Source organism: Streptomyces sp. NPDC044061, from assembly GCF_056434305.1.
The window spans coordinates 25662-50096 of record NZ_JBWKFL010000001.1 but is presented as its reverse complement, the minus strand read 5'-3'; the positions used below and the strand labels follow the sequence as shown (position 1 = coordinate 50096).

22 protein-coding genes and 2 pseudogenes are annotated in these 24435 nt (G+C 69.3%); 11 read left to right on the top strand and 13 right to left on the bottom strand.

The annotated features are described in order from the left end of the window. Positions 1 to 141 precede the first annotated feature (141 nt). Together AC07CM_RS00240 and AC07CM_RS00235 are read right to left on the bottom strand one after the other, a co-directional pair. Positions 142 to 1194, bottom strand: coding sequence for an SDR family oxidoreductase (locus AC07CM_RS00240; protein WP_478874039.1), 1053 nt, complete (start codon positions 1192 to 1194; stop codon positions 142 to 144). A 61-nt stretch (positions 1195 to 1255) separates the two neighbouring features. Then, positions 1256 to 1852, bottom strand: coding sequence for a TetR/AcrR family transcriptional regulator (locus AC07CM_RS00235; protein ID WP_478874038.1), 597 nt, complete (start codon positions 1850 to 1852; stop codon positions 1256 to 1258). A 646-nt stretch (positions 1853 to 2498) separates the two neighbouring features. Here AC07CM_RS00235 and AC07CM_RS00230 point away from each other — a divergent pair. From AC07CM_RS00230 to AC07CM_RS00215, 4 genes are all read left to right on the top strand, one after another. Further along, the gene (locus AC07CM_RS00230) at positions 2499 to 3368 is read left to right on the top strand and encodes an NAD(P)-dependent oxidoreductase (RefSeq protein ID WP_478874037.1); all 870 of its coding nucleotides are present in this window, start codon (positions 2499 to 2501) and stop codon (positions 3366 to 3368) included. Then, entirely contained in the window at positions 3365 to 4330 is a 966-nt protein-coding gene (locus AC07CM_RS00225) for an alpha/beta hydrolase (RefSeq protein WP_478874036.1), read from the top strand. Before AC07CM_RS00230 ends, AC07CM_RS00225 begins: the two co-directional genes overlap by 4 nt. 238 nt (positions 4331 to 4568) lie before the next feature. Next, complete coding sequence (locus AC07CM_RS00220; RefSeq protein ID WP_478874035.1) at positions 4569 to 7490, top strand: AfsR/SARP family transcriptional regulator; 2922 nt, start codon at positions 4569 to 4571, stop codon at positions 7488 to 7490. Positions 7491 to 7596: 106 nt separating this feature from the next. Next, positions 7597 to 8139, top strand: a complete 543-nt coding sequence (locus AC07CM_RS00215) for a sigma-70 family RNA polymerase sigma factor (RefSeq protein WP_478874034.1) — start codon at positions 7597 to 7599, stop codon at positions 8137 to 8139. Here AC07CM_RS00215 and AC07CM_RS00210 read toward each other — a convergent pair. Further along, a complete protein-coding gene (locus AC07CM_RS00210; RefSeq protein WP_478874033.1) occupies positions 8123 to 9550 on the bottom strand; it encodes a hypothetical protein in 1428 nt (475 codons plus the stop codon). The two genes, AC07CM_RS00215 and AC07CM_RS00210, sit on opposite strands and share 17 nt — an antisense overlap. 152 nt (positions 9551 to 9702) lie before the next feature. On the opposite strand from AC07CM_RS00210, the gene AC07CM_RS00205 reads away from it, so the two are divergent. The 3 genes from AC07CM_RS00205 (at position 9703) to AC07CM_RS00195 (ending at position 16384) form a co-directional block, all read left to right on the top strand. Then, positions 9703 to 11547, top strand: coding sequence for a putative T7SS-secreted protein (locus AC07CM_RS00205; protein ID WP_478874032.1), 1845 nt, complete (start codon positions 9703 to 9705; stop codon positions 11545 to 11547). An 81-nt stretch (positions 11548 to 11628) separates the two neighbouring features. Continuing rightward, a complete protein-coding gene (locus AC07CM_RS00200; protein ID WP_360984962.1) occupies positions 11629 to 11922 on the top strand; it encodes a WXG100 family type VII secretion target in 294 nt (97 codons plus the stop codon). Positions 11923 to 11992: 70 nt separating this feature from the next. Beyond that, entirely contained in the window at positions 11993 to 16384 is a 4392-nt protein-coding gene (locus AC07CM_RS00195; protein ID WP_478874031.1) for an FtsK/SpoIIIE domain-containing protein, read from the top strand. 142 nt (positions 16385 to 16526) lie between these two features. On the opposite strand, the gene AC07CM_RS00190 is transcribed toward AC07CM_RS00195, so the two are convergent. Then, complete coding sequence (locus tag AC07CM_RS00190) at positions 16527 to 17177, bottom strand: hypothetical protein (protein ID WP_478874030.1); 651 nt, start codon at positions 17175 to 17177, stop codon at positions 16527 to 16529. Between the two features lie 63 nt (positions 17178 to 17240). Beyond that, positions 17241 to 17534, bottom strand: a complete 294-nt coding sequence (locus AC07CM_RS00185) for a hypothetical protein (protein WP_360984953.1) — start codon at positions 17532 to 17534, stop codon at positions 17241 to 17243. A gap of 143 nt (positions 17535 to 17677) precedes the next feature. Between AC07CM_RS00185 and AC07CM_RS00180 the strand changes: the two genes are divergently transcribed. Continuing rightward, positions 17678 to 18358, top strand: a complete 681-nt coding sequence (locus AC07CM_RS00180; protein ID WP_478874029.1) for a hypothetical protein — start codon at positions 17678 to 17680, stop codon at positions 18356 to 18358. Here the strand turns inward: AC07CM_RS00180 and AC07CM_RS00175 are convergent. The 3 genes and pseudogenes from AC07CM_RS00175 to AC07CM_RS00165 form a co-directional block, all read right to left on the bottom strand. Further along, entirely contained in the window at positions 18298 to 18645 is a 348-nt protein-coding gene (locus AC07CM_RS00175; protein ID WP_360984947.1) for a DDE-type integrase/transposase/recombinase, read from the bottom strand. The two genes, AC07CM_RS00180 and AC07CM_RS00175, sit on opposite strands and share 61 nt — an antisense overlap. After that, positions 18642 to 19043, bottom strand: a complete 402-nt coding sequence (locus AC07CM_RS00170) for an IS3 family transposase (protein ID WP_478874028.1) — start codon at positions 19041 to 19043, stop codon at positions 18642 to 18644. Before AC07CM_RS00170 ends, AC07CM_RS00175 begins: the two co-directional genes overlap by 4 nt. Before the next feature lie 19 nt (positions 19044 to 19062). Further along, a pseudogene (locus AC07CM_RS00165) lies at positions 19063 to 19365 on the bottom strand (transposase); the annotation flags it as partial. Positions 19366 to 19640: 275 nt separating this feature from the next. Here AC07CM_RS00165 and AC07CM_RS00160 point away from each other — a divergent pair. Beyond that, on the top strand, positions 19641 to 20249 hold the full coding sequence (locus AC07CM_RS00160; RefSeq protein ID WP_360984941.1) for a hypothetical protein: 609 nt from the start codon (positions 19641 to 19643) through the stop codon (positions 20247 to 20249). Further along, the gene (locus AC07CM_RS00155; RefSeq protein ID WP_478874027.1) at positions 20249 to 20491 is read left to right on the top strand and encodes a hypothetical protein; all 243 of its coding nucleotides are present in this window, start codon (positions 20249 to 20251) and stop codon (positions 20489 to 20491) included. Before AC07CM_RS00160 ends, AC07CM_RS00155 begins: the two co-directional genes overlap by 1 nt. On the opposite strand, the gene AC07CM_RS00150 is transcribed toward AC07CM_RS00155, so the two are convergent. Next, positions 20421 to 20939, bottom strand: coding sequence for a transposase (locus AC07CM_RS00150; protein ID WP_478874026.1), 519 nt, complete (start codon positions 20937 to 20939; stop codon positions 20421 to 20423). The two genes, AC07CM_RS00155 and AC07CM_RS00150, sit on opposite strands and share 71 nt — an antisense overlap. A 223-nt stretch (positions 20940 to 21162) precedes the next feature. After that, entirely contained in the window at positions 21163 to 21948 is a 786-nt protein-coding gene (locus AC07CM_RS00145) for an SDR family NAD(P)-dependent oxidoreductase (RefSeq protein WP_478874025.1), read from the bottom strand. Between the two features lie 56 nt (positions 21949 to 22004). Between AC07CM_RS00145 and AC07CM_RS00140 the strand changes: the two genes are divergently transcribed. Continuing rightward, a complete protein-coding gene (locus tag AC07CM_RS00140; RefSeq protein ID WP_360984929.1) occupies positions 22005 to 22454 on the top strand; it encodes a MarR family winged helix-turn-helix transcriptional regulator in 450 nt (149 codons plus the stop codon). On the opposite strand, the gene AC07CM_RS00135 is transcribed toward AC07CM_RS00140, so the two are convergent. The 3 genes and pseudogenes from AC07CM_RS00135 to AC07CM_RS00125 all read right to left on the bottom strand — a co-directional run. Beyond that, complete coding sequence (locus AC07CM_RS00135; RefSeq protein WP_478874024.1) at positions 22414 to 23037, bottom strand: IS5 family transposase; 624 nt, start codon at positions 23035 to 23037, stop codon at positions 22414 to 22416. The genes AC07CM_RS00140 and AC07CM_RS00135 overlap by 41 nt on opposite strands. 425 nt (positions 23038 to 23462) lie before the next feature. Further along, positions 23463 to 23681, bottom strand: a complete 219-nt coding sequence (locus AC07CM_RS00130; protein ID WP_478874023.1) for a hypothetical protein — start codon at positions 23679 to 23681, stop codon at positions 23463 to 23465. A gap of 91 nt (positions 23682 to 23772) precedes the next feature. Then, positions 23773 to 24383 (bottom strand): annotated as a pseudogene (locus AC07CM_RS00125) (IS110 family transposase); the annotation flags it as partial. Positions 24384 to 24435: the final 52 nt, after the last annotated feature.

Sequence of the window (24435 nt, the reverse complement as noted above, 5' to 3'; positions counted from 1 at the left end):
GCCCTGTGGGGGGGAGTGTCGGTAGGGTTGTTCTTGGGGGTGGGGGGGCGGGGGGGGGGCCAGAAAAAAGGGGGGGGGGGGGTGGGGCCGCCTCCGCGCCCCCCCCCGACCCCGCAAACGGTGCGTGCGCGCCGCTGAGGGCTACTGGTTGTTCGCGGTGGGAAGAAGGCCGAGCCTGAGAAGGCTCTCGGCGGTGGTGGCGACGGAGTCGTCGCTGCTGCGCGGGCTCCAGCCCAGCAGGGTGCGGGCCTTGTCGTTGCTGACGTGCCGGATCTTGCCGAGGTTCGGCAGCATGCCCTTGAGCGCGGGGTTGGCCTCGGCGGCCTGGCGGATCACCTCATCCGGCAGCTCGACGGCCGGCACCTGACTGGCGGCGTCGCCGAGCCGCTCGCGTACGGCGAGCGCGATCTGGTGCAACGACACCGCATCGCCGGCGGCGGCGATGAAACGCTCCCCGGCGGCCTCGGGCGCGGTCATGGCCTTCAGGTGCAGCTCAGCGGCGTCCCGTACGTCGACCACTGCGAAATACAGCCGTGGGGTGCCGGGCAGGCCGCCACTGAACAGGCCAGTGATCATGTTGATGGAGGAGGAGTGATCGGCGCCGATGACCGGGCCGAAGATACCCACCGGGTTGACGACCGCCAGTTCCATGGCGTTGCCCTCCTGCTCGACGAAGTCCCAAGCGGCTCGCTCCGCCAGTGTCTTGGACTTGATGTAGGCGGGGATGTCGCTGTCGGTGTCGGTCCAGTCGTCCTCGGTGAAGGCCCGTTCGGTGGCGGGGCGGCCGTAGCCGACGGCGGCGAACGAGGAGGTGACCACGGTGCGTGCGACGCCGGCGTCCCGGGCCGCCCGCAGTACCCGCAGGGTGCCCTCGCGTGCCGGGATGATCAGGTCGTCCTCGTGGTCGGGTTCTCGGCCCGGGAAGGGGGAGGCGGTGTGCAGGACGTAGCGGCATCCGGCGACTGCGCGGGCCCAGCCGTCGTCGCGGGTGAGGTCGGCCTCCACAAAGGTGAGCTTCTCGCCCGCGTCCACGCCCATGGCTTCCAGGTCCCCACGGACCTGGGCCTCCTTGTCAAGGGAGCGCACAGTGGTGCGGACCTGATAGCCCTCGGTCAGGGCCTGGGCGATCACGCGGCCGCCGAGGAAACCGGATCCTCCGGTGACCAGGACGATGTCAGCTGCAGTGCTGCTCATGAGAGGGTTCCTTGCCTTTCGAAGCGAATGCGTGCCAGAAGAGCCGGTCGGGCAGGCGGAGTCAGCGGGCGGAGGTCAGGGCCGGGAGCAACACGGCGTCGGTCACGGCCATCAGCTGGTCGGCATTGGCCTCTTGGCCAGTGAAGAGCTTTTCGACGAAGAAGCTGCCGAGCAGGAACATCTCCGCATGTGCCAGTGCCGGGTTGTCGCGGCGGATCGTGCCGCGCTCGACGTGCCGCGCGAGGATGTTGCGCAGTGCATCGAGGTACGGGGCGAACAGGACGTCCCGCAGTGCCTGTGCGAGCTGAGGGTCGGTCATGACCGCCTGCCAGATCCCCAACGTCGGAGCGCCGGACGGGTGAGGCTTGGGCATTTGGCGGACCAGCTCCACCAGGTCGCCGCGCAGATCGCCTGTGTCGATACGCGGCAGCGGAGCGTACTTGCGGGCCTTCATCGCCGTGATCACCAGCCGGGGCTTGTTCTCCCACTGCCGGTACAGCGTGGCCGTGCTCGCCTTGGTACGGCGCGCTACCTCGTCGACGGTCGCCTGCTCGTAGCCGACCTCGGCGACCAGGTCGAACGTGGCATCGAGGATCTCTCGTTCCCGCTCGACCGTCAGCCGCTTGCGCCGCGATGAAGCCGGTGCCTGCTTGTCCATCACTGATCCCTGTCACTGTCTGCCGGTTGTGTGCTGTGCCACCCAGAGGATGGAAGTAGCGAAAACGCGCTTTCGATAGTACGTTTTCGAAAACGAGTTTTCAACTCGTGGGCCGAACGCGACCACGGCGGCACACATGCCGCCCCGAGCAGACAGGCATCACCGTGAGTGAACAGACTGTTCTGGTGACCGGTGGGAGTGGATTTCTCGCCGCGCACTGCATCGCCCGACTCTTGGGCCGCGGATACCAGGTGCGCACCACCTTGTGCAGTGTCGCGAAGCGCGAGTCGGTGACCGGCCGCCGGGCAGCGGTTCATCGCCGCGGCTGGCGACGCCGCGCTCCTTCACTCATCGCCGTCACGCTGCGCGAACGCCTGGGGGAGGGCGCGAGCCGGTACCCAAGCGACGCCTGTCAAGCCTTGTCGTACGTCTCGGCGGCCTCGTGGCCCCGGCGAAGCGCGAAATGAGCGGCAACCTTGGCGCTGTGCGTCACGTCGATGCCAGCCGGGCGCGCGGTGCTGGGCTGGCAGCCGCGAGCCACCGAGGACGCCGTCGCCGCCAGCGGACAGAGCTTGCTCGACCTCGGGCTCCTTGCCCCATACCGCCGACCAACCGTCAACCGACCGTTCTGTGTTGGGAGTTCTTCATGTCCACATCCGCTTCTCCCGTCAGGGCTGTCGGATTCATCGGCTTGGGCGACCAGGGGGCGCCCATGGCCCAGGCGCTCGCCAGCAGCGACTTCGAGCTGCACGTCTGGGCCCGCAGCTCCAGGAGCCTGGCCGCGCTGGAGGGCCACCGGCATACCGCGCATCCGGATCCTGCGGCGCTGATCAAGGCGGTGGAAGTGCTGGCACTGTGTGTGACCGACGACGACGGGGTGCGCTCCCTGGTCATGTCCGATCAGGCACAGGCTGTGTTCCGGATGGGGCAGATCGTCGTCAACCACGGCACCGGCGACCCGGACGAGAACCGCAGGATCTCCGCCGAGTTGGCCGAGGCGGGGGTGCACTACCTCGACGCGCCGGTCAGCGGCGGGAGCCCCGCCGCCCGCTCGCACTCGCTGACCACCATGGTGGGCGGTGATGCGGATGCCTTCGACGCCTGCCGGCCTGTCTTCGACGTCTATTCCGCGACCGTCGCCCACATGGGACAGGTCGGCGCAGGCCAGCTGACCAAGCTCCTCAACAACTCCATGACCATGTCCAACCTGGCCAATGCCATCGACATGGTCACCATCGCCGACGGCCTCGGCCTCGACGTGGAGCAGGTCATCAGCGTCATCTGCGCCTCCAGCGGAGCCAGCACCAGCCTGATGAATCTTGCGGCCACCACCGATCTGGATCTCGCCGCCCATCTGCAGAGCCTGTACGCCAAGGACATCGAGCACTTCGCCGACACGGTGCGCGCCCAGGACTTGGACCCCGCGCACCTGCACGAACGTGGCACCTTCGCCGCCCACCACTTGAGGGACACGGTCGCCACCTTGGCCCGTCACCGCACCACGGAAGGCATATGACCATGAACTTCACCCGCATCCTCGGTGCCACCGCAGCCGGCGTGATGCTGGCCGGCGCGGGGATCGCCGCAACCGCGTTCAACATGGCCATCTCCCGCAAACCGCCGCTGAGCAACGAGGTCACCGAAGAAGGCGACCTGATCGCCGCCACCATGGCCGGAGCCCGCCGTGACGGCCGCGACTGGTTGAGGACCACCGCACATCAGCGCTGGGAGATCATCGGCCACCGCGGCACCCGGCTCGCCGGCTACTACGTTCCCGCCCAGGCGGCCACGCACAAAACGGTCGTCCTCCTGCACGGGCACCGCGCGGACGCCACCCTGATGGGCCCGTTCGCCCGCGACTACCGGGCCCGCGGATTCAATGTGTTCCTGGCCGACCACCGTGCCCACGGCAAGAGCGGCGGACGCTACGTCGGCTTGAGCTGGCTCGACCACCTCGACCATCTGCGCTGGCTGGACCGGCTGATCACCGAGGTCGGACCCAGCGCAGATATCGTGCTGCACGGTCTCTCCATGGGCGGGGCGACCGCTCTGATGCTGGGCGGCTCACCCGACCTGCCCGGACAGGTCCGCGCGGTCGTCAGCGACTGCGCCTTCAGTTCCGCCTACGACGAACTCGCCCATCAACTGCGCACCCGGCACCTGCCGGCCAGAGCCGTCATGCCGCTGGTCGACCTGCTCACCCGGGCTCTGGCCGGTTACCGGCTCACCCAGGCCAGTCCCCACGATGCCGTCGCCCGCACCCCCATCCCCGTCCTCCTCATCCACGGCGGCGCCGACTCCTACAACCCCACCCCCATGGCCCATGAACTCCACGAGGCCAATCCACGTACGTCCTTGTGGATCGTGCCCGGGGCCGACCACGGCATGTCCTACTTCACGGACCCCGACGCCTACCGCGAGCGCGTGCGCCAGTTCCTCGCCCCTCTCACCCACGAGGAACCCGCCCCGGCCGTCTGACCCAAGCGCTATCGCGACAGGCCGATGAGCCAGCTCATAACACCAGGGAGGAGCCTGTGGAGCTGACGAGTGCCTTGGGTAGTCACCTCAGGGCCCTGCGCGGGCAACTGCGGCCCGACGACGTGGGCCTCGAGCCGGGCAGGCGTCGCCGGGTGCCGGGCCTCCGCCGTGAGGAGGTCGCCCACCTTGCCGGCATCCGCACCGAGGGCCCTCCTGAGGACGGACGCGTCGGTTGCACATGTCATCGCAGTCGGCACGGGGAGACTCTGTGCGTACGCGTTTCGCTGTACTCGGCCCAGTAAGAGTGTGGCGGGGCGACACGGAACTGGCGCCGGGACCGCCCAAGCAGCGTGCACTCCTTGCGTTGCTGCTGGCTCAGGTGGGGCATCCGGTTGCTGTCCACGAGATCGTCGACGTCCTGTGGGGGCAGGATCCGCCGGACACCGCCGTCAACGTGATCCAGCGGCATATCGGAGCATTGCGCCGCCTGCTCGAACCTGATCTCCAGGCCAGGGGCGAGTCGCAGTGGCTGGTGCGCGGCTCGGGCGGCTACCGCCTCGACCTGGACCCCGACTCCCTCGACCTGCTCCGCTTCCGGACCCTGCGACGGCAGGCGGAGCGTGCGGCGCAGGACGGGGAATCAGCCGGTGCCACCGAGCTGTTGATCGAGGCGTTGGCCCTGTGGCGTGGGCCGGTGGCGTCCGGGATCGCCCCAGAGGTGAGGTCCCACCCGGCCTTCACTGCCCTTGACGCCGAGCATCTGGCCGCCGTCAAGGAGGCAGCCGAGCTGGCCCTGGAGGCCGGACCGGACCTGGGCGCGCGGGTGCTGGTGACGCTCAGACAGGCTGCCGCGCAGCACCCGCTGGACGAAGGGCTGCAGGCCAGGCTGATCCTGATGCTCGCGGCCACCGGGCACCAGGCCGAGGCCTTGGACGTCCACCAGAGCATTCGCACCAGGCTCGCGGACGAACTGGGCGTGCAGCCGGGCTCCGAACTGCAGGCCGCTCAACAACGTGTCCTTGGCCGCACCCACGCCCTGCGCGCCACGAAGCCGGTCGAAAGCGTGGAGTCGACAGACCGCGCCGAGGGTGGGGCAGAGGCGGCCGATGCCACGGAGGCGCAGCCGGCCGTCATCGTGCCTCCTGCCCAACTCCCCGTGGACCTGCCCGCCTTCACCGGCCGACGTCGCGAACTCGCCCATGTGCAACAGCTGTTGCCCGCGCCAGGCGAACAGGCGTCGACCGTGGTGATCAGTGCGATCGGCGGGATGGCCGGTGTCGGGAAGACGTCACTGGCGGTGCACTGGGCGCACAGTGTCGCGGACCGTTTCCCCGACGGGCAGCTCTACGTCAACCTGCGCGGCTTCCATCCCACAGGCTCGATCATGAGTGCGGCCGAGGCGATACGGTCCTTCCTCGACGCGTTCGGCGTCCCCGCACAGCGCATCCCTGCAGGGCTGGACGCGCAGGCCGCGCTGTATCGCAGCCTTCTCGCCGACCGGTGCGTCCTGATCGTTCTCGACAACGCCCGTGACACCGAGCACGTCCGCCCCCTGCTGCCCGGCGCGCCCGGCTGCCTTGTCGTCGTCACCAGCCGTAACCAGCTCTACGGGCTGGTGGCCGGCGAGGGCGCACACTCGCTGACGCTGGACGTGCTCAGGCCGGCGGAGGCCCGGGAGTTCCTGTCCCGTCGACTGGGAGCCGACCGCACCGAGCGCGAACCCGGCGCCGTCGAGGAGATCGTCGACCTGTGCGGACGCCTCCCTCTGGCGCTCGCCGTCGTCAGCGCCCGTGCGGTCGTGAACCCGAGCTTCCCACTCGCTTCCATCGCCGACGAACTACGCGCGAGCGAGGGCAACCTCGACGCATTCTCCGGGGAGACCCCCGCCGCGGACGCACGCAGCGCGTTCTCCTGGTCGTACCACCTCCTCACCCCCGCAGCCGCCCGTGTCTTCCGCCTGCTCGCCCTGCACCCCGGCCCCGACTGCTCGCTCGAGGCCGCCGCAAGCCTGGCCGGGTTGCGGGTCGGTCAAGTCCGCCCGCTGCTCGCCGAGCTGGTTCGAGTCCATCTGATTTCTGAGCCTGTGCCGGGTCGCTACGGCTGCCATGAACTGCTACGCGCCTACGCCACCGAACTGGGCCTGGCCCAGGACGGCGCACAGGACCTGAACCTGGCCAGTCGCCGCATGCTCGACCACTACCTGCACAGCGTGCACGCGGCCGACAGTGTCATCGCGCCCACCAGGGAGCGCCTCCAACTGCGACCCCACGCGGCCGGGGTGACTGTCCCGCGCCTGCCCGACCAGGCGGCCGCGAACGACTGGCTGGAGACGAACCGGTCCGTCGTGCTCGCGGCGATCGAGCAGGACGCGCGACACGGCAGCGGCGAGCACTGCTGGCAGTTGGCCGCGACCCTGTACCTCCACCTGGACCGCGTCGGCCGCTGGCAGGAGCAACTCACTGCGCAGACAACGGCCTTGGGGGCAGCCCAACGTCTGGGCGACATCCGCGGCCAGGCGCACGGTCACAAGGCGCTCGGCTTCGCGAGCGGTCGCCTGGATCGATGGGACGAGGCGGACGCACACCTCGTGCGTGCCCTCGAACTGTTCGGCGAGACGGGCGACGCAGTCGGCCAGGGCCGGGTCCATCGCCATTTCGCCTACCAGGCCAACCAGCGCGGACGGCACGACGAGGCCCTCGACCACTACGTCGAGGCGAGCACCCTCTACCGAGCGGCCGGATGGCACAGCAGCGAGGCGTACGTCGCCAACGAGGTGGGATGGACGTACATCCTGATGGGCGAGTACGAAGACGCCCTGAAAGAGTGCGGCCGGGCGCTCTCGGTCCACCAGGAGACCGGCGACCGCAACGGCGCGGCCTCCGCCTGGGACAGCCTCGGCTACGCCTATCACCACCTGCACGAACACGAGCGGGCGCTCGAGTGCTACGAGCATGCTCTGTGGCTGTACCGGGAGGGCCACGAGCGCTACCTGGAGGCCGACACCCTGGTGCACATCGGCGACACCCACCGTGCGGCCCGTCACGACACCCGCGCCGCGCTCGCCTGGCGCGAGGCTCTCGACACCCTGGAGGAGATCGACCACCCGGAGGCCGCGCACGTCCGCGACCGGCTGAAGGACCTCGCCGTACCCGCCCCCTAGTCAGTAAACCGTCAGAGTTCCGGAAGCTGGTCCTGCCTACGCTCCCCGCGCTCTGCTCCACCCGGAGCTGGAGGAGCGTACGGCATTCCCCTTCAGAAACTCGGACATGACTACGACTTCGCACGCGGGCACCGCGTCGGCCGCGGACCGCGGCCAGCTGCTGCACACCATGATGTCGGACCACGCGAAGGCCCTGCTCGCCTACGCCGAGAAACTGCTGAACGACCGTCACACGGCGGAGGACATCGTCCAGGAGGCCCTCATCCGCGCCTGGCCGCATGCGGAACGGCTCTACAGCACCGAGGGATCGGTGCGGGGCTGGCTCCTCAAGGTGATCCGCAACCTCGTCGTCGACCGGATGCGCAGCGCCGCCGCCCGCCACGAGACCGTCGGCGCCGAGGTCCGGGATGTGTGTCTGCCTGACCACTCCGGCGCCGTGCTGACCTCGGTCGAGGCGACCGACCTGCTGCGGCAGCTGTCCCCGGAGCACCGGGAGGTCCTGCTGCACACCTGCATGTACGGCAGCACGGCGCAGGAGACGGCGCGCATCCTCGGGATACCCGTCGGCACCGTCAAGTCCCGTAGGCACTACGCCCTCAACATCCTTCGCGCCAAGGCGGATCAGGGCCGGCTCAGGCCGGAACGGTGAGTCGCACATCCATCACCGGGATGTCGACATGGCCGTCGGCGTCGGTATGCCAGCGCCAGTGCGCGACGCTCGCCTCGCCGCAGACCAGCCCGGTCCAGCCCGCGCCACCCGGCCCGCACAGGGCGGCCAGCTCGGCGGCCTCCCGCTCGCTCGGCGTCCCGGCCACCACGACCAGTCCCCGCACCGGCCTGCGCGACGCTCCCGCACGCACCGTTCCGCGCCCCGCCGCGGGTGCCGTCGGAGCAGGCGCGTCCACCCGCGGCACCTGCCGCAGACTCGTCGGCACCACGAGCGGCAGCACACCGTCCGCCCCGCGCAGCACGGTCACCGGAGTGCTCGGCCGGGTGCGCGCGATCTCCGCCAGCAGGTGCTGTACGACGTCCCGAGCCACGTTCTGATCACCGCTCACGCTGAGGACTCCGTCGAGCCGGCTGAGGTCCACGAACATGGGCTCGCCGTCGGCGTCCGTGCCCGCTCGCACCAGGCAGGCGGCGTTGACCGAGGTCTGTGAGGTCGTGCCGGTGTCCTCGCCGCGCGTGAGGAAACCGGTGGCGGCAGCGGGGCGGCGCCACCGGGTCCTGTCGATGTTCGTCCACGGGGCGTCGGCGGTGTCCGAGGCCGTCAGCCACACCGTCACGCCCGCGCCGTCGACGCGCAGCGCGTGCACCGGCCTCTCGGGCTGCTGCCGGGTGCGCGCGAACTCGCCCAGGATGCCGTACGCCTGTCGTACCGAATCAGCGTCGGTCGCGAACCGGCGGCCCGTCGCCCGGCGCTGCATCAGTCGGCGCCTGCGCCGCATCGGCTCACCGAGCCGGTGGACGGCGCGCCGTACGGCGGCGTACGCGGTGCGCACTTTCCGCCTGCCGACGATGCCCGCGGTGATCAGGGCGAGCACGATCGTGCCGAGTACCGCGACGGCCGCCGCCAGCGGAATGCTGAACATCGTGGACCGGTTGGTGCTCGGCGGCGACGTCTGCTGCCCGTGGCTCGGGGGAGCGGTGGCGGCGCTCTGATCGCCGGTGTCCCGGGCCAGTTGGACCTGGGGGCCGGAGGCGTCCTGCGGCAGGCGCAGGATCCAGCCGGGGCGCAGTGGGTCGGCCGGGCTGTTGAGCGCCCCGCCGTCCTTCTGCGCCAGACCGCGGTTGAGGTCGAAGATCTCGCCGGATCGCGACGCGTCGCCAAGGGTGGCGGTGGCGATCGACTGGAGATTGGCGAGCTGCCCGCCCGTCTGCGCGGGGTCCGGGACCACGAACACCTTGATCAGATCGTCGTCCGGTGCCGCGTGCGCCGTAGCGCTCGCGCCCAGCGTCACGAGGCACGCCGCCAGCAGCGCCGCCAGGGCGTGCAGGAGCGTCCGTGCCGTGTCGGTTGCCGGCCTGTGCTCGGACCCGAGGTCCGCGCCGTTGCTCATCGTGTCCACCCATGCCCTCCGGGATTCCGTTGCACCGACTACACGGAGTCACCCGGCGAAATCGTTCGAAGCGAACTTGGTTTGAACCCTCCGTGACGCCGACGCCGTGTACCTGGAGACCACCACTCACAGGCACGGCACCGGGGGACCCCATGGCACGTCGGCACTCGAGTCCCGAGGACTTCCAGCTCGTCGGAATGGACTCGGACCCGACTCCCGGCGACCCGGACCTGATCCAGGGCGTGATGCAGCGGTACCGGGACATCGGGGACGCCGCGGAGAAGGCGCTGAACGTCCTGAAGAAGGACGGCACGATCTCACAGGGCCGAGGTTCGGCCATGGACCAGCTCAAGCAGAAGATCGGCGACGATCTCCCGGACAAGCTGACCAAGACCATGACCTCGTACCACGACGCGGCCCAGGCCTACAGCGACTACATGCCGCGGCTGCGCGAAGCCCAGGGCACGTTCGACCGGGCGGTGGACCAGGCGCGCACTGCGGCACCGCAGGCGAACCAGGCGCCCAAGGAGCTCGGCGCGAACCCGACGGACGCCGACAGGTCCGAGGCGCGCAAGACGCAGGACGCCATCGACGCCGGAAAGTCCGAACTGAACGCCGCCAAGAGCCTCGCCGAACAGGCGAAGTCCATGCGGGAGAGCGCGCAGCGGCAATGTGCCGACGTGCTGGACCGGGCGGCGGGGGAGGCGATTCCGGAGCGGAACATCTTCCAGAAGATCGCCGACTTCTTCAAGGACTTCCCGTTCGTGCAGATCCTGCTGGCCGCACTCGTCGCCGTCGTGGCGGTGTTCTTCCCGGTGGTCGGCGCGCTGCTCGGCGGGGCGTTGTTCGTCTTCAACCAAGTGATAGCCAGTCAGACCGGCGGTATCAAAGCAGGCGACTTCGTCGTAGGGCTGCTCGGGATCGTCCCCGGTGGCTCCCTGCTGAAGCTGGGCGGGCGGGCCGTCGAGGCAATCGCTCCGGCCGCCGTGGCCGCCGTGAAGAACTCCGGCTTCATCACCAAGAGCACCGCGTCGATCACGAAGATCGGTGAGTCCACCACCAACAGCAAGATCGTCAGCGGAGTCCTCGCCAATCCCGTCGGCAAGGTGGGCGCGGAGGTCGCCGGCAAGTTCCTCACCAACTCGGCGCTGGAGGCGGGGGCCAAGGCGGCCAACCACGACCAGATCACGGCCGCGGGCGTGTTCGCCGGGGCCGCGGCCGGGGCGGTGGCGGGAGCGGCCTTCAAGGGAGGCATCGGCAAGATCGGCAAGAGCCGCGGGAACCCGCCGGTGGAAGAGGGCAAGGGCGGCCGGTTCGGTGATACGACGGCGCCCGAGGCCGGGGACACGGTGGGCAAGCGGGCCGCCGACCAGCTCGGGGGCGCCGTCGAGGAGGGCGCCACCCTCGGCACCAAGATCGGTGTGGGCGTCGCTCAGGGCGGAAACCCCAACGAGGTGGCGGCCGGGGAGATCGCCAACTCCGCGCCGAAGCTGGGCGCGGGACCGGTCGGCAAGGCCGGCCTCGGCCGGTCGATCGACGGCCTCACCGACAAGATCCCGGTCAAGGGCAGCCTGAGGCCGACCGGCCCGGCGCACACTCCCGCCCCTCAGCCGCCGGCGCCGAACCCTGCGAACACACCGGCCGCCGCTCACCCAACTCCGGTGGATCCGGCGAACGTGCCGATTCCGCCGTCCCCGACCGGTTCTCGCCCGTCGACTCCGGCTCCGGTGGATCCGGCGAAGGTGCCGATTCCGCCGTCCCCGACCACTCCACGGCCGTCCACACCCAACGCCGCCGACGTGCCGCTACCGCCCTCGCCCACCACCCCGGACGGCGGCAACTCGCCGGGACGGCCCACGGTTCCGCCGATCAGCACGTCCGACGCGCAGTCGAACGGCGGCAACGAGTCGCCGTCACCGTCACCGTCCCCGTCCAGCGACGGGTTCGTCACGGCACCGACAAGCCCCGCGGACGGCCCGGACACCGGCAACGGCTAGCCGACCGCCGGACGCCCGCACACCCAGTCCTCCGTCCCCGACAGGGATGGATCGCTTTAACAACCAGCAAGGAGTGCTCCCATGCCCAATTACAGTGTCAACTCGGACACGACGTCGTCCACGTCGCAGGCCCTCCTCAACGACTTCTCCCAGCTCCAGGACAAGCTCAACGAGGTCAAGGGCAAGATCACCAACCTGCTCGCCGACGGCTACAGCACGCCGGCCGCCCAGCAGAAGTTCTCGCCGTTCTTTGACGAATTCGCCAAGGGCTTCGAGCAGGTCAACCAGGGCCTGCAGGGGATCGGCCAGTACGTGAAGTCCGTCGGCGAGGCCTTCGACCAGACCGACAACCAGCTCGGCTCCAACCTCTCCTGATCCAACGGCCCGGCTCGCCGCCACGGCGGGCGGTGCCGCACCCACCTCCACACGAGAAGGACGATGAGCAGTGCGATTGACCGTCAGCGCACGTGACCCGCAGGTCGAGGGGGTGTCCACCACCGTGGCCGTGGAAACCGAACCGTCCGCGCAGACGGGCAGGTTCGCGGCCGAGCTGGCACGCGCCGTCGGATCTGCCGGGACGGCCTCGGGGGAGCCGTCCCTCTACATCGGCTCGACCCCCGTCGCCCCGCACACCACCCTCCAGGAAGCCGGTGTGCGCGACGGCATGGACCTCGGGCTCGGTGCTCCCCTTCCGCGGGAGCCCGAACCCGAGGGCCGCACCGAGGTTCGCGTCGTCTCCGGCCCGGGCGCGGGAACGGTCTTCCGCCTGGTCCCGGGTGACTACGACATCGGCAGCGCCGCGGTCTGCCGGATCCGCCTCGCCGAGGGTGCGCCGATGCTCGCGGCCCGAGTGCGGGTCCGGCTCGACGGCAGCACCCAACTCCTCATGACCGACATGGCGTTGCTCGACGGCAAGCCCGCGCAGAACCCCGCCCCATGGCGGGAGGGCAGCCAGCTCGCCGTCGGCGACATCCTGCTGGAGCTGACCGCACGACCGACAGCCCGCGCCCCGCTGGCTCCGGCCCAGGACGGTCTTGGCCTGGAGTTCAACCGGCCGCCGAGGTTCCTGCCGCCCGCTGCGGGAGCGAAGTTCCGGTTGCCGACCCCGCCGGTCAAGCCCGACAAGCGGCCCATCCCGCTGCTGCCGATCCTGCTGCTGCCCGCGGGCAGTGCTGCGATCGCCATCTTCGTCACCCACCGCTGGTCCTTCGTCTTCATCGCCCTGCTGTCGCCGATCGCCGCCCTGGTCACCCAATTCGGCGGACGCAAGCAGGCGATGCTTAAGTACCTGGAGAAGAAGCAAGAGTATGAGCAGACGCTGGCCCGGCTGCGCGCGGACATCGACGCGGCCGTGCTGGACGAGCAGCACAACCTGCGCCTGTCCCTGCCCGATCCGGCCACACTGCTCCAGATGGTGGTCCAGCCCTCAGAGCGGCTGTGGGAACGCCGGTGGCAGGACCCCGACTTCCTCTCCATACGCGTCGGCACCACCGATCTGCCCTCGTCGATCAGCGTCGACGACCCCGAGCAGGACGAGCATCGGCGCAGCACCGTGCCATGGCTGAACCACGTGCCCGTCGCCGTGCCACTGCGCCGCGCTGGAGTCGCGGGCGTGGCCGGACCGGGAGCGACCCGGCTCGCGGGCTGGTTGGCAGCCCAGGCCGCCGCCCTGCACAGTCCCACGGACCTGCGCATCGTCGTCCTCGCCGGACCGGACGGCGAACACGACTGGTCCTGGTCCCGCTGGCTTCCCCACACCCAGGCACAGGGCGAGGACGCCTACGCCCTGATCGGCAGCACCGCCGAATCCCTGGCCCGGCGCATCGGCGAACTCGGCCAAGTCGTCGCCTCCCGTCTGGCTGCCGACCCCGACGTCACACGCGGCGGAGCCAACGGCTACCCCGACATCCTGGTCGTCCTGGAGCAGGCACGCCGCGCCCGCTCGCTACCTGGCGTGATCGCGCTGCTGCGGGACGGCCCGTCCGTGGGCGTCCACACCATCTGCATCGATCGCGAGGAGCGGCTACTGCCCGAGGAGTGCGGCGCCGTCGTCGTCACGGAGGCGGACGGCACCACGGCAAGGGTGCGCACCGGCTCCGCTACCGCACTGGAAAACGTACGTGGTGACTCGCCGGAGCCAGACTGGTACGAGCACTTCGCCCGCGCGCTGGCCCCGCTGCGCGGCGTCGGCGACAGCGACGAGAGCGCGCTGCCCGGCTCAGTACGCCTGCTGGATCTACTGCAGATCGAGCCGCCCACCGCTCAGGCCGTGGTGGCCGGCTGGTCGCTGGGCGGCCGCAGCACCAGGGCGCTGCTCGGTGTCGGTTACGACGGTGAGTTCGCCGTTGACCTGGTGCGTGACGGCCCGCACGCCCTGATCGCCGGCACCACAGGTTCCGGCAAGTCCGAGCTCCTGCAGACCCTCGTCGCCACCCTCGCCGTGGTCAACCGGCCGGACGAGATGACCTTTGTGCTGGTCGACTACAAGGGCGGGAGCGCCTTCGCCGAGTGCGCCGATCTGCCGCACACCGTCGGCCTGGTCACCGACCTCGACACCCAGCTGGTGGAGCGGGCGCTGGTCTCCCTCGGCGCCGAACTGCGCCGCCGCGAGACTCAGTTGGCTCAGACGGGTGCCAAGGACATCGAGGACTACCTCGACAAGCGCGCCCGCGGCGGCAACGTGCTGCCGCCACTGCCCCGACTGCTGCTGGTCATCGACGAGTTCGCCTCCATGGCGCGGGAACTGCCCGAGTTCATTTCGGGATTGGTAAACATCGCGCAGCGCGGGCGCTCGCTCGGCATCCACCTGGTGCTTGCCACCCAGCGTCCCGGCGGCGCGGTCACCCCGGACATCCGCGCCAACACCAACCTGCGCATCGCGCTGCGCACCACCGACACCAGCGAGAGCCGCGACATCATCGACGCCCCCGACTCCGGGGACATCTCGCCGGCCAACCCCGGCCGCGCCTACGCTCGGCTCGGGCCGTCGGCACTGCTGCCGTTCCAGTCGGGCCGCGTCGGCGGCCGTCGTCCCGGTGGCCAGGCCACCGCAGGGACCGAGATCACCGTCCGCGCGGAACCGGTGACCTGGCAGAACCTCGGCGGTCCCCTGCCGAGCGCCCGCTCCCGGGGCGGCTCGGGAGCGGCACAGACCGAGGCCGTCACCGACCTGGCGGTCCTCGCGGTCGCCGTCGCACAGGCGGCCCGGCTCGCCGATGTACCACGCCAGCCGAGCCCCTGGCTGCCGCCGCTGCCGGAACTGCTCCCGTGGTCGGCGCCGTCCGCGCCCAAGCCCACCGCCGAGCGGGAAGTGGCCCTGCCGGCCGTGGAGTACGGCATGGTCGACCTGCCTGCACAGCAGATCCGCGCCCCCCTGGTCTTCGACCTTGACCGGGCCGGTCACCTGCACATCGTCGGCTCGCCCCGCAGCGGACGCTCCCAGACCCTGCGCATCCTGGCCGCGGCACTCGGTCAGGCCCACGGCGCCGACGACGTCCATCTGTACGGCATCGACTGCGGCAACGGCGCGCTCAACGCCCTGACCACGCTGCCGCACTGTGGCGCGGTCATCGACCGCAATCAGATCGAGCGCCTGGGACGGCTGCTGGACCGGCTGGGCACGGAACTCACCGCCCGCCAGAGCATCCTGGGCGCGCGGGGCACGGCCGACCTGACCGAACTGCGCAGGGCTCAGCCCCCCGAGAAGCGGCTTGCCCACATCGTGCTGATGGTCGACCGGTTTGAGGTCTTCGAGCGCGAGTTCACCTCGTACGACAACGGCAGCTACATGGAACGCATGATCCGTCTGCTGCGTGACGGAGCAGGCGTCGGCATCCACGTCGTGCTCGCCGGCGACCGGGTGCTCGGCAGCAGCCGGTTTTCCGGCACCACCGAGGACAAGATCGTCCTCAGGCTCAACGACCGCCAGGACTACTCCAGCGTCGGTATCCCCTCCAAGTCGGCGCCGTCCGACCCCGCACCGGGTCGGGGCATCCGCACCCAGGACCTCAGCGAGGCGCAGATCGCGGTGCTCGGCGAGGACCTGTCCGGCACCGGGCAGGCCGAAGTCCTGGCCGCCCTGGGCCGGGATCTGACCGAACGCGAGGCCTCGGTCCCCGCCGCGCGCCGCCCGATCCGGCTCGACGTGCTCCCCGACCGGATCGCGTACGCCGACGCCCTTGCCCTGCACACCCACAGCGGACCGATGCGGCCTTTGGTGGCCGTCGGCGGTGACGCCCTCACCTCGCTCGGCCCCGACCTGGCGGACGTGCCGACCTTTGTGGTCGCCGGGCCGCCGCGCACCGGCCGCAGCACCGCCCTGCTCGGTGCGGCGGAGTCGCTGCTGGCCGCCGGGACCGGCCTCATCGTGCTGGCGCCGCGGCGTTCCCCGCTGCGGGAGCTGCGGGGACGGCCCGGTGTGGCCGTCGTCATCACCGACGCGGAGGTGACGGCGGACGAGTTCCGGCAGGCGCTGGCGAACGTGCCCGAGGAGCACGGCGTGATCGTCGTGGACGACGCCGAACTGTTCATGGGCGCCGAGATCGACTCCGACCTCGCGCTGCTCGCCCGCGGCGGTGCCGGAACCGGCTGGGGCGTCCTCGCGGCCGGCAACGCCGAGTCGCTGTCGCTGAGCCTGGCTGGCTGGATGGGCCAGGTGAAGCGTAACCGCACCGGCATGTTGCTCTCTCCGCAGGGGCTGAGCGACGGCGAGGTCATCGGCGTGAAGCTGTCCCGGGGCGTGGTCGGACAGGCCCCGCAGCCGGGCCGAGGTCTGCTGCACCTGGGCGACGGAACCCTGCGGACGGTCCAGGTGCCGCTCCTCGAAGCAGAACAGTGATGCCGAAGGTGCGCCCCCGCTTCCCCCGGGGGCGCACCTCCATCCTCGCCCGCAGGACGGGATGAGCGGCTGGCCATTCGGTGCACCGAAGGTCGGCGGGGCTGTGGCCCCGCCGACCTTCGGCATGTGCGTGCGCGGTGGATCAGGCGGCGACGTCGGCGCCTGTGCCGTCGCCTTTCGTGGAGACCTGGACGCTGTCGTCGGTCACGAAGCGGAATGTGCTGGTGATGGCATCGAAGAGGTCGTACACCTCGTTCTTCAGCGGCAGGTTGGGGCTGGCGAGGGTTACCACGAGGAAGTCCTCGGTGCTGCCGGGCACCGGCATCATCGTGTGCATCGTCAGTATCTTGACGTCGATGTCGCCGGTCAGCCGGGTCACCTCGGTGCCGGTGACGCGTGCGACCCTGCCTACGTGGGGCACGTTCGCCGACGTGATGACCCGGTCCTTGGGCGCCGTGCCGGTCGCCGAGGAGACGCCGAGCCGCGCGGACAGCACGGGCAGCGTGAGCTCCTCGCCCTCGGGCGTGCTGACGGCGAAGACCATGCCGTATGCCATGAACAGGCCCTCGGTGTACATCGTCGCCGCGCCCGCGGCCAGCAGTGCCCCGTGGCGGCGGGCCGCCCGGGTCACCTCTCGGCCTTGCCGGAACATGTCGTTGATCCGCGCCTTCTCGCGCGGGTCGTCGGTCGAGGCAAGGAACTGTGCGCGAGTCCTGGCCAGTTCCTCGCCGCTCAGGTCGACCTGCTGCCACTGGTCCGGGATGTCCAGCAGAAAACGCCGTGCAGTACTCATCGGTCAGCCGCCACCTTGTCCGTCGGGGGATCTATCGGGTAAGTCGGGGAGATGGCAGGGGGATCATGTACTGCTTCCGTCATCGAGGTTCGACACCGCGTCCTGATCGGTCTTCTCGAAGGAGTCCAGAATGCTGCCGATGGCGTCCCGGACGCCCACCACCTGCTTCTGCAACTGGTGCTTGCCGTCTTCCCACTTTTTTTCGAAGTTTTGGGCCGATCCGTGGGAGAGCTCGCGCCCGAACGCAGCATCGAAGTCGAATGTATGGTGCCCGATGTCGATGAAGTCGTGCACGAAGCCCAACATGTCCTGGGCTTCTCTGAGTTCACTCCCAGGGACGTTGACGTCCGACGCCACCGTGGGCCCCCGTTCCTATGTGGTAAGGATTCATATCTGCATAGAACACGAGGTTGCAGGGCCAGAACGTTCACCGCCCCGGTCTGTTCGACCGCCCCCGCGCGGCATTGAACCCTTACCGACGCGTGTCTCGTGTATCAGGCATGACCTCGCTCTTCACCCGCTCGCTGTTCCCCGGGGGCGCCTCACGCCGCGCCCTTGTCGCATCCGTTCTCGCCCTGTGCGGTGCGGCGAGCCTGTCGGCTTGCGGCAAGTCGGTATCTATCGGTGACACCCCGGACCCGGCCGCGTCGTCCCCTGTATCGTCGGCCGCCTCGCCATCTCACTCGACTACGACACCCGGTCAGGGCACAGGCAACTCGGCGCTGCAGGTGGTCGACTCCACTGCGAGGGACGCCGGCCTCAGTGGCAACGGCGGGACCGTAGTCGGTGCAGTGGTGCAGGAAGCGCCGCCCAAGTGGGTGCAGTTGTCCGCGGTGACCTCGGCGCCGCTGTCCGCCCCGCACCTCATCAACATCAATCAGGCGTCGCTGTACCGCTTCGACGACGACACTGCCGACCCGTCGCAGTCGGCCTGCAATGGCGCATGCGCTACGAAGTGGCCCCCCGTGACCATCCAGGAGGGCGGCAACGTCTACCTGGCGGGTGTGAATCCGAAGGAGGTCGGCGCCATCCGCCGCCAGGACGGACAGGTCCAGATCACAGTTGGAGGCTGGCCCCTCTACCGCTTCTCGGGCGACAGCAAGCCGGGTGACCTGAACGGTCAGGGGATCAATGGCAAGTGGTTTGCAGCGGGGCCGACCGGAGAGAAGGCAACACAGTAGGGACGGCTTTCCGCAAGCACTGTCCGCTTCTGCCTTGATCCTGATTGTCGCAGAATTCCAGGCTGCACCACTGCCGCCGCATGGTCAGACTGGTATTCGCTGCCGCGGTCCGAGTCGAAGATCACTCCCCTGACGTCGCCGCCGCGGGTGGCCGCGGCCATATGCAGGGAGGCGACGACCAGCTCCGCGTCGTGGCGCTCGCCCATCGCGTAGCCGAGCAGGCGGCGCGAGAACAGATCGATCACGGTGGCCAGGTACAGCTCCTCGCTGGTGACGATCTCCGTCATATCCCCAGCCCACACCCGGTCAGGAGGGTGGCGCTGAAGGCGCGGCGCACGAAGTCCGCAAATGCGGGCCGCTTACCCGGCCCGGTCAGACCCCGGCGCCTTCGGATCCTGCGTCCGGCCAGGCCGAGCTCGGCCATGAGCTTGGCGCCGGTGTTCACCGACACCCTCCAGCCCTGGCGCACGAGCGTGATCCAGACCTTCGGGGAACCATACGTGCCACCCGACTCATCGAAGATCTGCCGAATCGCGTCGGCCAGCTTCCCGCGCCGCACCTCGCGAGCGGTGACGGGCTGGTTGCGCCACTTGTAGAACCAGGACTCGCTTACACCCAGCGCACGGCCCGTCAGGGTGTGCGGAATGCCCTGCTCGGCCTTGCAGTCGCTGATCACCCCGGCCACCTGGGCCGGGTCCGCCCAGCTACTTCACCCACAAGGCCATGCAGCGTTTGAAGACATCACGTTCCATCTCCAGCTCCCGTATCCGCTTGTTCTTCTCGCTCATCTCCCGCCGCAGCCGCTCCAGCTCGGCGCGCTCGGTGTCCCGCAGCCGGCCGTCCGAGGCAGCGGCCGCGGGCCGGTCGGAGGAGGCAGAGCCGTTGCGCCGCCACCGCGACACCCAGCTGTGCAGCGTCCCGGGGTGGACACCGAGCTCCTCAGCGACCTCCGGGATCGGCCTGCCCGTCTCGACCACAATGCGTACTGCACACTCACGGAACTCAGGTTCATACGTCCGTTACTTGGACCCCATGAACCTCAACTTGCCCTGCATTCAGGGACTCCACGGTACGAGGGGAGGGACCGGCCAGAACTGCTCACCGCAGGAGCAGAAGTAGGCCATCGCACGCACGCCGGGCAAGAACATCTCCTCATGCCAGGACCGGTGCCCGGTGCACCAGGCATGCCACATCGCTCGGATCACAGGTGCTCATCGAGAGCGCGACTGTAGTAACGGACCCCGCTCTTCAGCCTGACGACTCCGTTCGTCACACTGACGCCGTGCCTCGAATAGCCACCGCCACCTCGTCCCGGCAGGTCCGCCGCCTCACCACGATGGCGTTTTTCGGTCCGCCGGTGGTCGTCGGGCTGTCGTTGCTGGCCGCCAATCCGGACTGGAGCGGGCTCGGGCTGGTGCTCGGGACCTTCGCGCTGATCGGGACTCTCTCGCTGATGACCATCGCAGCGTCGAACGGGTGGTTGATCGTCGGCGGGGTGATCGTGGGGATCGCCGCGCTGTCCGGGCCGGGGCCGGTGCTGCAGGCGGAGGTGATGGCGCACCAAGGGCAGCGGGTGCAGGTGCGGGTCACCTCGGTGAAGACGTACCAGGGCAAGCACGGGCCGGAGTACACCTGCCTTCTGGGGCGGGTGGACGGCAAGCCGCTCAAGCACGCCGAGCTGGGCAACGACTCCTGCGACGGGCCGATGGAAGTCGGACAGACGGAGGACGTGCTCGTCGACCCGCACGGCTGGACGGCGCCGGAGCCGGCCGAGACGGACTACAGCGGGATCGACATCGCCGCGTGGGCCCTGCCGGTGGTACTGGTGCTCTTCGAGCTGCTGGTCTGGCTGTCCCGGCGGGTCGGGCTGCGCCGGTTCGAGGGCCGCTGATGGCGCCCGGGTCCCGGAAGAACGTGGCCTGGCCCCTGCATGTGGTGCGGCGGCTCGCCCGCACCGCCGCGCTAGTCCCCCTGCTGACGTTGGGCATCGGCGTGCTCGGCACCAGCCCGGACTGGTATCCGGCGGCGCTGATCCTCGGTGTGCTGACCGTGGCCCTCGCGATCACGATGCTGATGACGACCACGACCAAGGGATGGGTGTTCTTCGCCGGGCTGACCATCGGACTAGCTTGACTCTGTCGGCGATCTTAGAGCAGTCGAGGTCAACTGCCCAGCGTTCGCCAGGACTTCGATCGGGGATGCCGTGCTGGTCCAGGGAGGTCTGGAAGGCGGTCGGTGGCCGTGGTGAGGGGGGTTTCTCAGTCGGTGGCAGGCTGCTGAGGCGTTCGATGTTCACGGCGATGGCCGTGAGTACATGCTGCAGATGGGTTTTCGGCTGTCCTCGATAGCGGCAGTAGCGCATGCCGTATCCGTGGGCGAACTCGTTGATGGTGCCCTCGACTCCGGAGCGGACGGCGTAGCGGGTCTTCCAGTCGGGGGTCTGCTGCTCGGCGCGGACGCGGAGTTGCCGGTCGCGGAGTTCTCGTGGGGGAAAGCCCACGGTCCGGGCGCTTTCGGCGGTGGTGGTGCACCCGGTGCGGACCGGGTAGGGGCGGCACTGGCTCTTGGTGAACCGGGCCACGATCAGCGGGGCGGCGGTGGGCGAGGACGTCGGGTAGGGGCCGTGCCAGCCCTGGCTGATCTGGCCCTGGGGGTAGGTGACCTGTCGGCGGTCGCAGCGTGCCGTTGCCGCCCCGCTCGCCTAACGAAATGGTGTACGAGGGAGTTGGAGGGCAGAGGTTCCGGGTGTGTGAGTGGCGCAGCCGAAGCCGCGGGAAGTTGGTCGCGGACTGTGGGGTGGAGTGTCAGTCCTCTACGCGACCGTCGGGCCGGTAAACCGGCACGCCGAAGCGGTCGGACATGGTCTCAAAGGTGCGCTGTTCGGTGGCGCGCTGCTCGGTGAAGTCGGGTGTAGCAGTCGGACCGAAGCCGACTTCCGTGTCAGAGCCGCCCAGTAGGGGGAAGACGGTGTCGCAAAATTCGTCCAGGTCAGCACCGTGTACCTGGCCAGGGCCGGCGAGCTCGGTGGCCACCGCCGGGGGCATGAGTTCCACCACACGGACCGGGGTGGCTTTCAGGGCGTGGCGAAGGTTCACGGTGTAGCTGTGCAGCGCGGCTTTGGCCGCGCTGTAGAGCGGGGCGAACGGTTGCGGGAAGAAGGCCCCGCCGGACGTGACGTTGACCAGCACGCTGGGACGGCCGTGGGCCAGCATGTGCGGGACGAGCAACTGCCCGAGGTGGACCGGCGCGGCGAACAGGATGTCGATCTCGTTCTGCGCTTCGGCCCAGGGAGATCGGTCCGAGGCAATGCCCACCCGTCGCTGGATGCCAGCGTTGTTGATCAGCACGTCCAGCTCCGGCATGGTCTGCCGGACGCGATCGGCCAGGTGCTGCCGTCCTTCAGGGGTGGCGATGTCGTTGGTGAGGGTCTCGATGCCGGGCAAGCGGTCGGCCACCGCGTTGAGCCGGTCGGAGCTGCGGCCGGTGATCATGACGCGGTGTCCGGCGGCGAGATGCCGTTCGGCCAGGCCGAGCCCGATGCCGGAGCCGCCGCCAGTGATGAGCACTGCACGCTTCTCTTGAGTTGCCATGTAAACCATCATGGACCCTTTATGTTTACATGGCAACTCAAGGGTAGGATGGCTCCATGACGCAGCCCCTCAACGACGCCGAGATGGCGCGGTGGACCGCCTGGAAGCGAGCGAATGAGGCGGTACTCGCCACGGTCGCACGAGAGATCCACAGTGCGGCCGGGCTGTCCGCAGCCGACTTTGCCGTCCTCTCGCGCGTGATCGAGAACGGCGATGGCCGCATGCCCCAGCAGGACCTCGGCGCCATGCTGGGCTGGAAACGCGCCCGCCTGTCGCGTCAGCTCTCCCGGATGGCCGAACGCGGACTCCTGCGGCGCGAAGACGGACACGGCAGGCGCGTGCTCATCACCGCAACGGACGAAGGTCAGACCGCCCTCGCTACCGCCCGCCCGGCTCACGCACGGGCAGTCCGTCTCGCTCTGTTCGAGCACACCCTCGCGCCGGGCTCCGATGACTTTTGGAATGTCATCCAGGAGATCTCCTCAACTCCTGAGGTGGCACCGTAGGCACCCGTCGCCGGGACTTCAGGCGCCCCCAACAGACGAGCGCGCATTCAAGGGTAAGGAAGGCTTGATGGATGTCGTCGCGTATCTCCCAGCGGATCCGCAGGCGCCGGAACCAATGCAGATGGGCGAACGCGCGCTCTACGACCCAGCGTTGGGTGCCCAGACCGGAGCCGTGCTCGGTGCCGCGCCGGGCGATCAGCGGCTTCACACCGAGGTCCCAGACCAGCCGGCGGTACTTGTCGTGGTCATAGCCGCGGTCAGCCACCACCACGTCCGGGCGGCGTCGGGGTCGGCCGCGTTTGCCGCGCACGGGCGGCACGGCTTGGAGGAGCGGGATCAGTTGGGTGACGTCGTTGCGGTTGCCTCCGGTCAGGGTGGCAGCGAGCGGGATACCGGTGGCGTCCGTAATCAGGTGGTGCTTGCTGCCCGTCCTGCCCCGGTCAACGGGGCTTCGTCCTGTCTTGGGGCCCACCGGCAGGGCCCACGCGGCGATGTCGATCCCGCTGTAGTCCGTCTCGGCCGGCTCCGGCGCCGTCCAGCCGTGCGGGTCGACGAGCACGTCCTCCGTCTGCCCGGCTTCCATCGGCCCGTCGCAGGAGTCATTGCCCAGCTCGGCGACGCGCTTTCCGCTTGGCCCTCCCCTTGAGCGACGGGGCTCGACCCGTCTGAGAAAGAGTGCCCAGCGCAGCATCGTTTCCTCGCCGGCGCCTGGGGTGGCGAGTCACGTTTGCCCGGCGTGCATCCATCGCATTTGTGTGAATCCGCAACTGTCCGGGAAGCGATCTTGGTGTCGCCGGGAAGTGCACACTGAACTGGCGGCATCGTCGCTGGTCAGCAAAACTCGTGAACGACCCACTTGTTGGGACGTTCACGAGATCGTCCCGAAGGGTTCACGAATTACCGGTCGAGTCATGTGACTCACCGGTATTTCGTCGTTTCTGGGGCCTTCGAGCCTTGTGATCGGCTCGGTGAGGGGGTGGGGCGGTGGCGGTCCAGGTACTGCGCCTCTCAGGTGGACGGGCGTGGCTGGGGCCGGCGGTAGCAGGTGACCGTGGCGTGGGACCCGAGGGCGGGGCATTGTCGACGCTGGTCCCCTGCGGGCCCGTACTCCTTGATCTTGGTCTGGTAGTCCTTCCGGGACTGGATCAGGTTGAGTGCGTGGGCGCGGTCCTCGTCCGTGCGGCTGTCGATGTATGTGGCGCCCGCGGTGATGAGCGGGGTGGGCATCAGCGGGCAGTAGAACTCGCAGCTGCATTCCGACAGGGCGACTAACGCCGAGGGGAAGAAAGCCCGCTTGAGCTGCTTGTTTCCTCGTCGGGAGGGTTGTTCGCGCCGGATGGAGGCTTGGAACGATCAGTGCTGCGGCGTCCGTGGTTGGCACGACGACGGTCTGCTCGTCGAGTGCGGTGAAGATGTCGTTGACTAGGCGTTCGCCCATCCTGGAGCCATCGGGCGTATCAGGCTAATTGGCCTGCGGCGGCTGGACCTGCGGATCTGGGCTGGAGAGAGCCGAACTGGTCGAGCAGTTTGAGCACGGCCGGGTGTTAGATGCGCGGGCTCGGGATGCGTTCGAGGTGTGCATGGATCGGGGAGAGCAGGCCGCGGAGCCGGTTGCTGATGCCCGTAGTCTTGCCGGCCAGGTCGTCGTCGAAGCCGCGATCATCTCCAGCTCGGCGATGGTCTCGTCTTCGAGCTCAATGGAGCGGAGTGTGTGGGGCATCGACCGGGCGGCATCAGCGGCGATGAATGTGTTCCTCAGGTCGGTCTTGGCCTCTCCGAAGGCAGAGGGCAGCGATCCGCCGCGTCGTCAATCAGATAGGCGACTGGACAGCCCATGATGCGGGCGACCGCAATGGGCAGGGCTCCGACGGAGGCCGGCTGCTCGGCCGCGACGGGCACGGTGCCGTGCTTGGCCTGCAACTTCGCGAAGGAACCGGCATTGCCTTTGCATTACCCAGACATGATCTCTCCTTGAACCCGC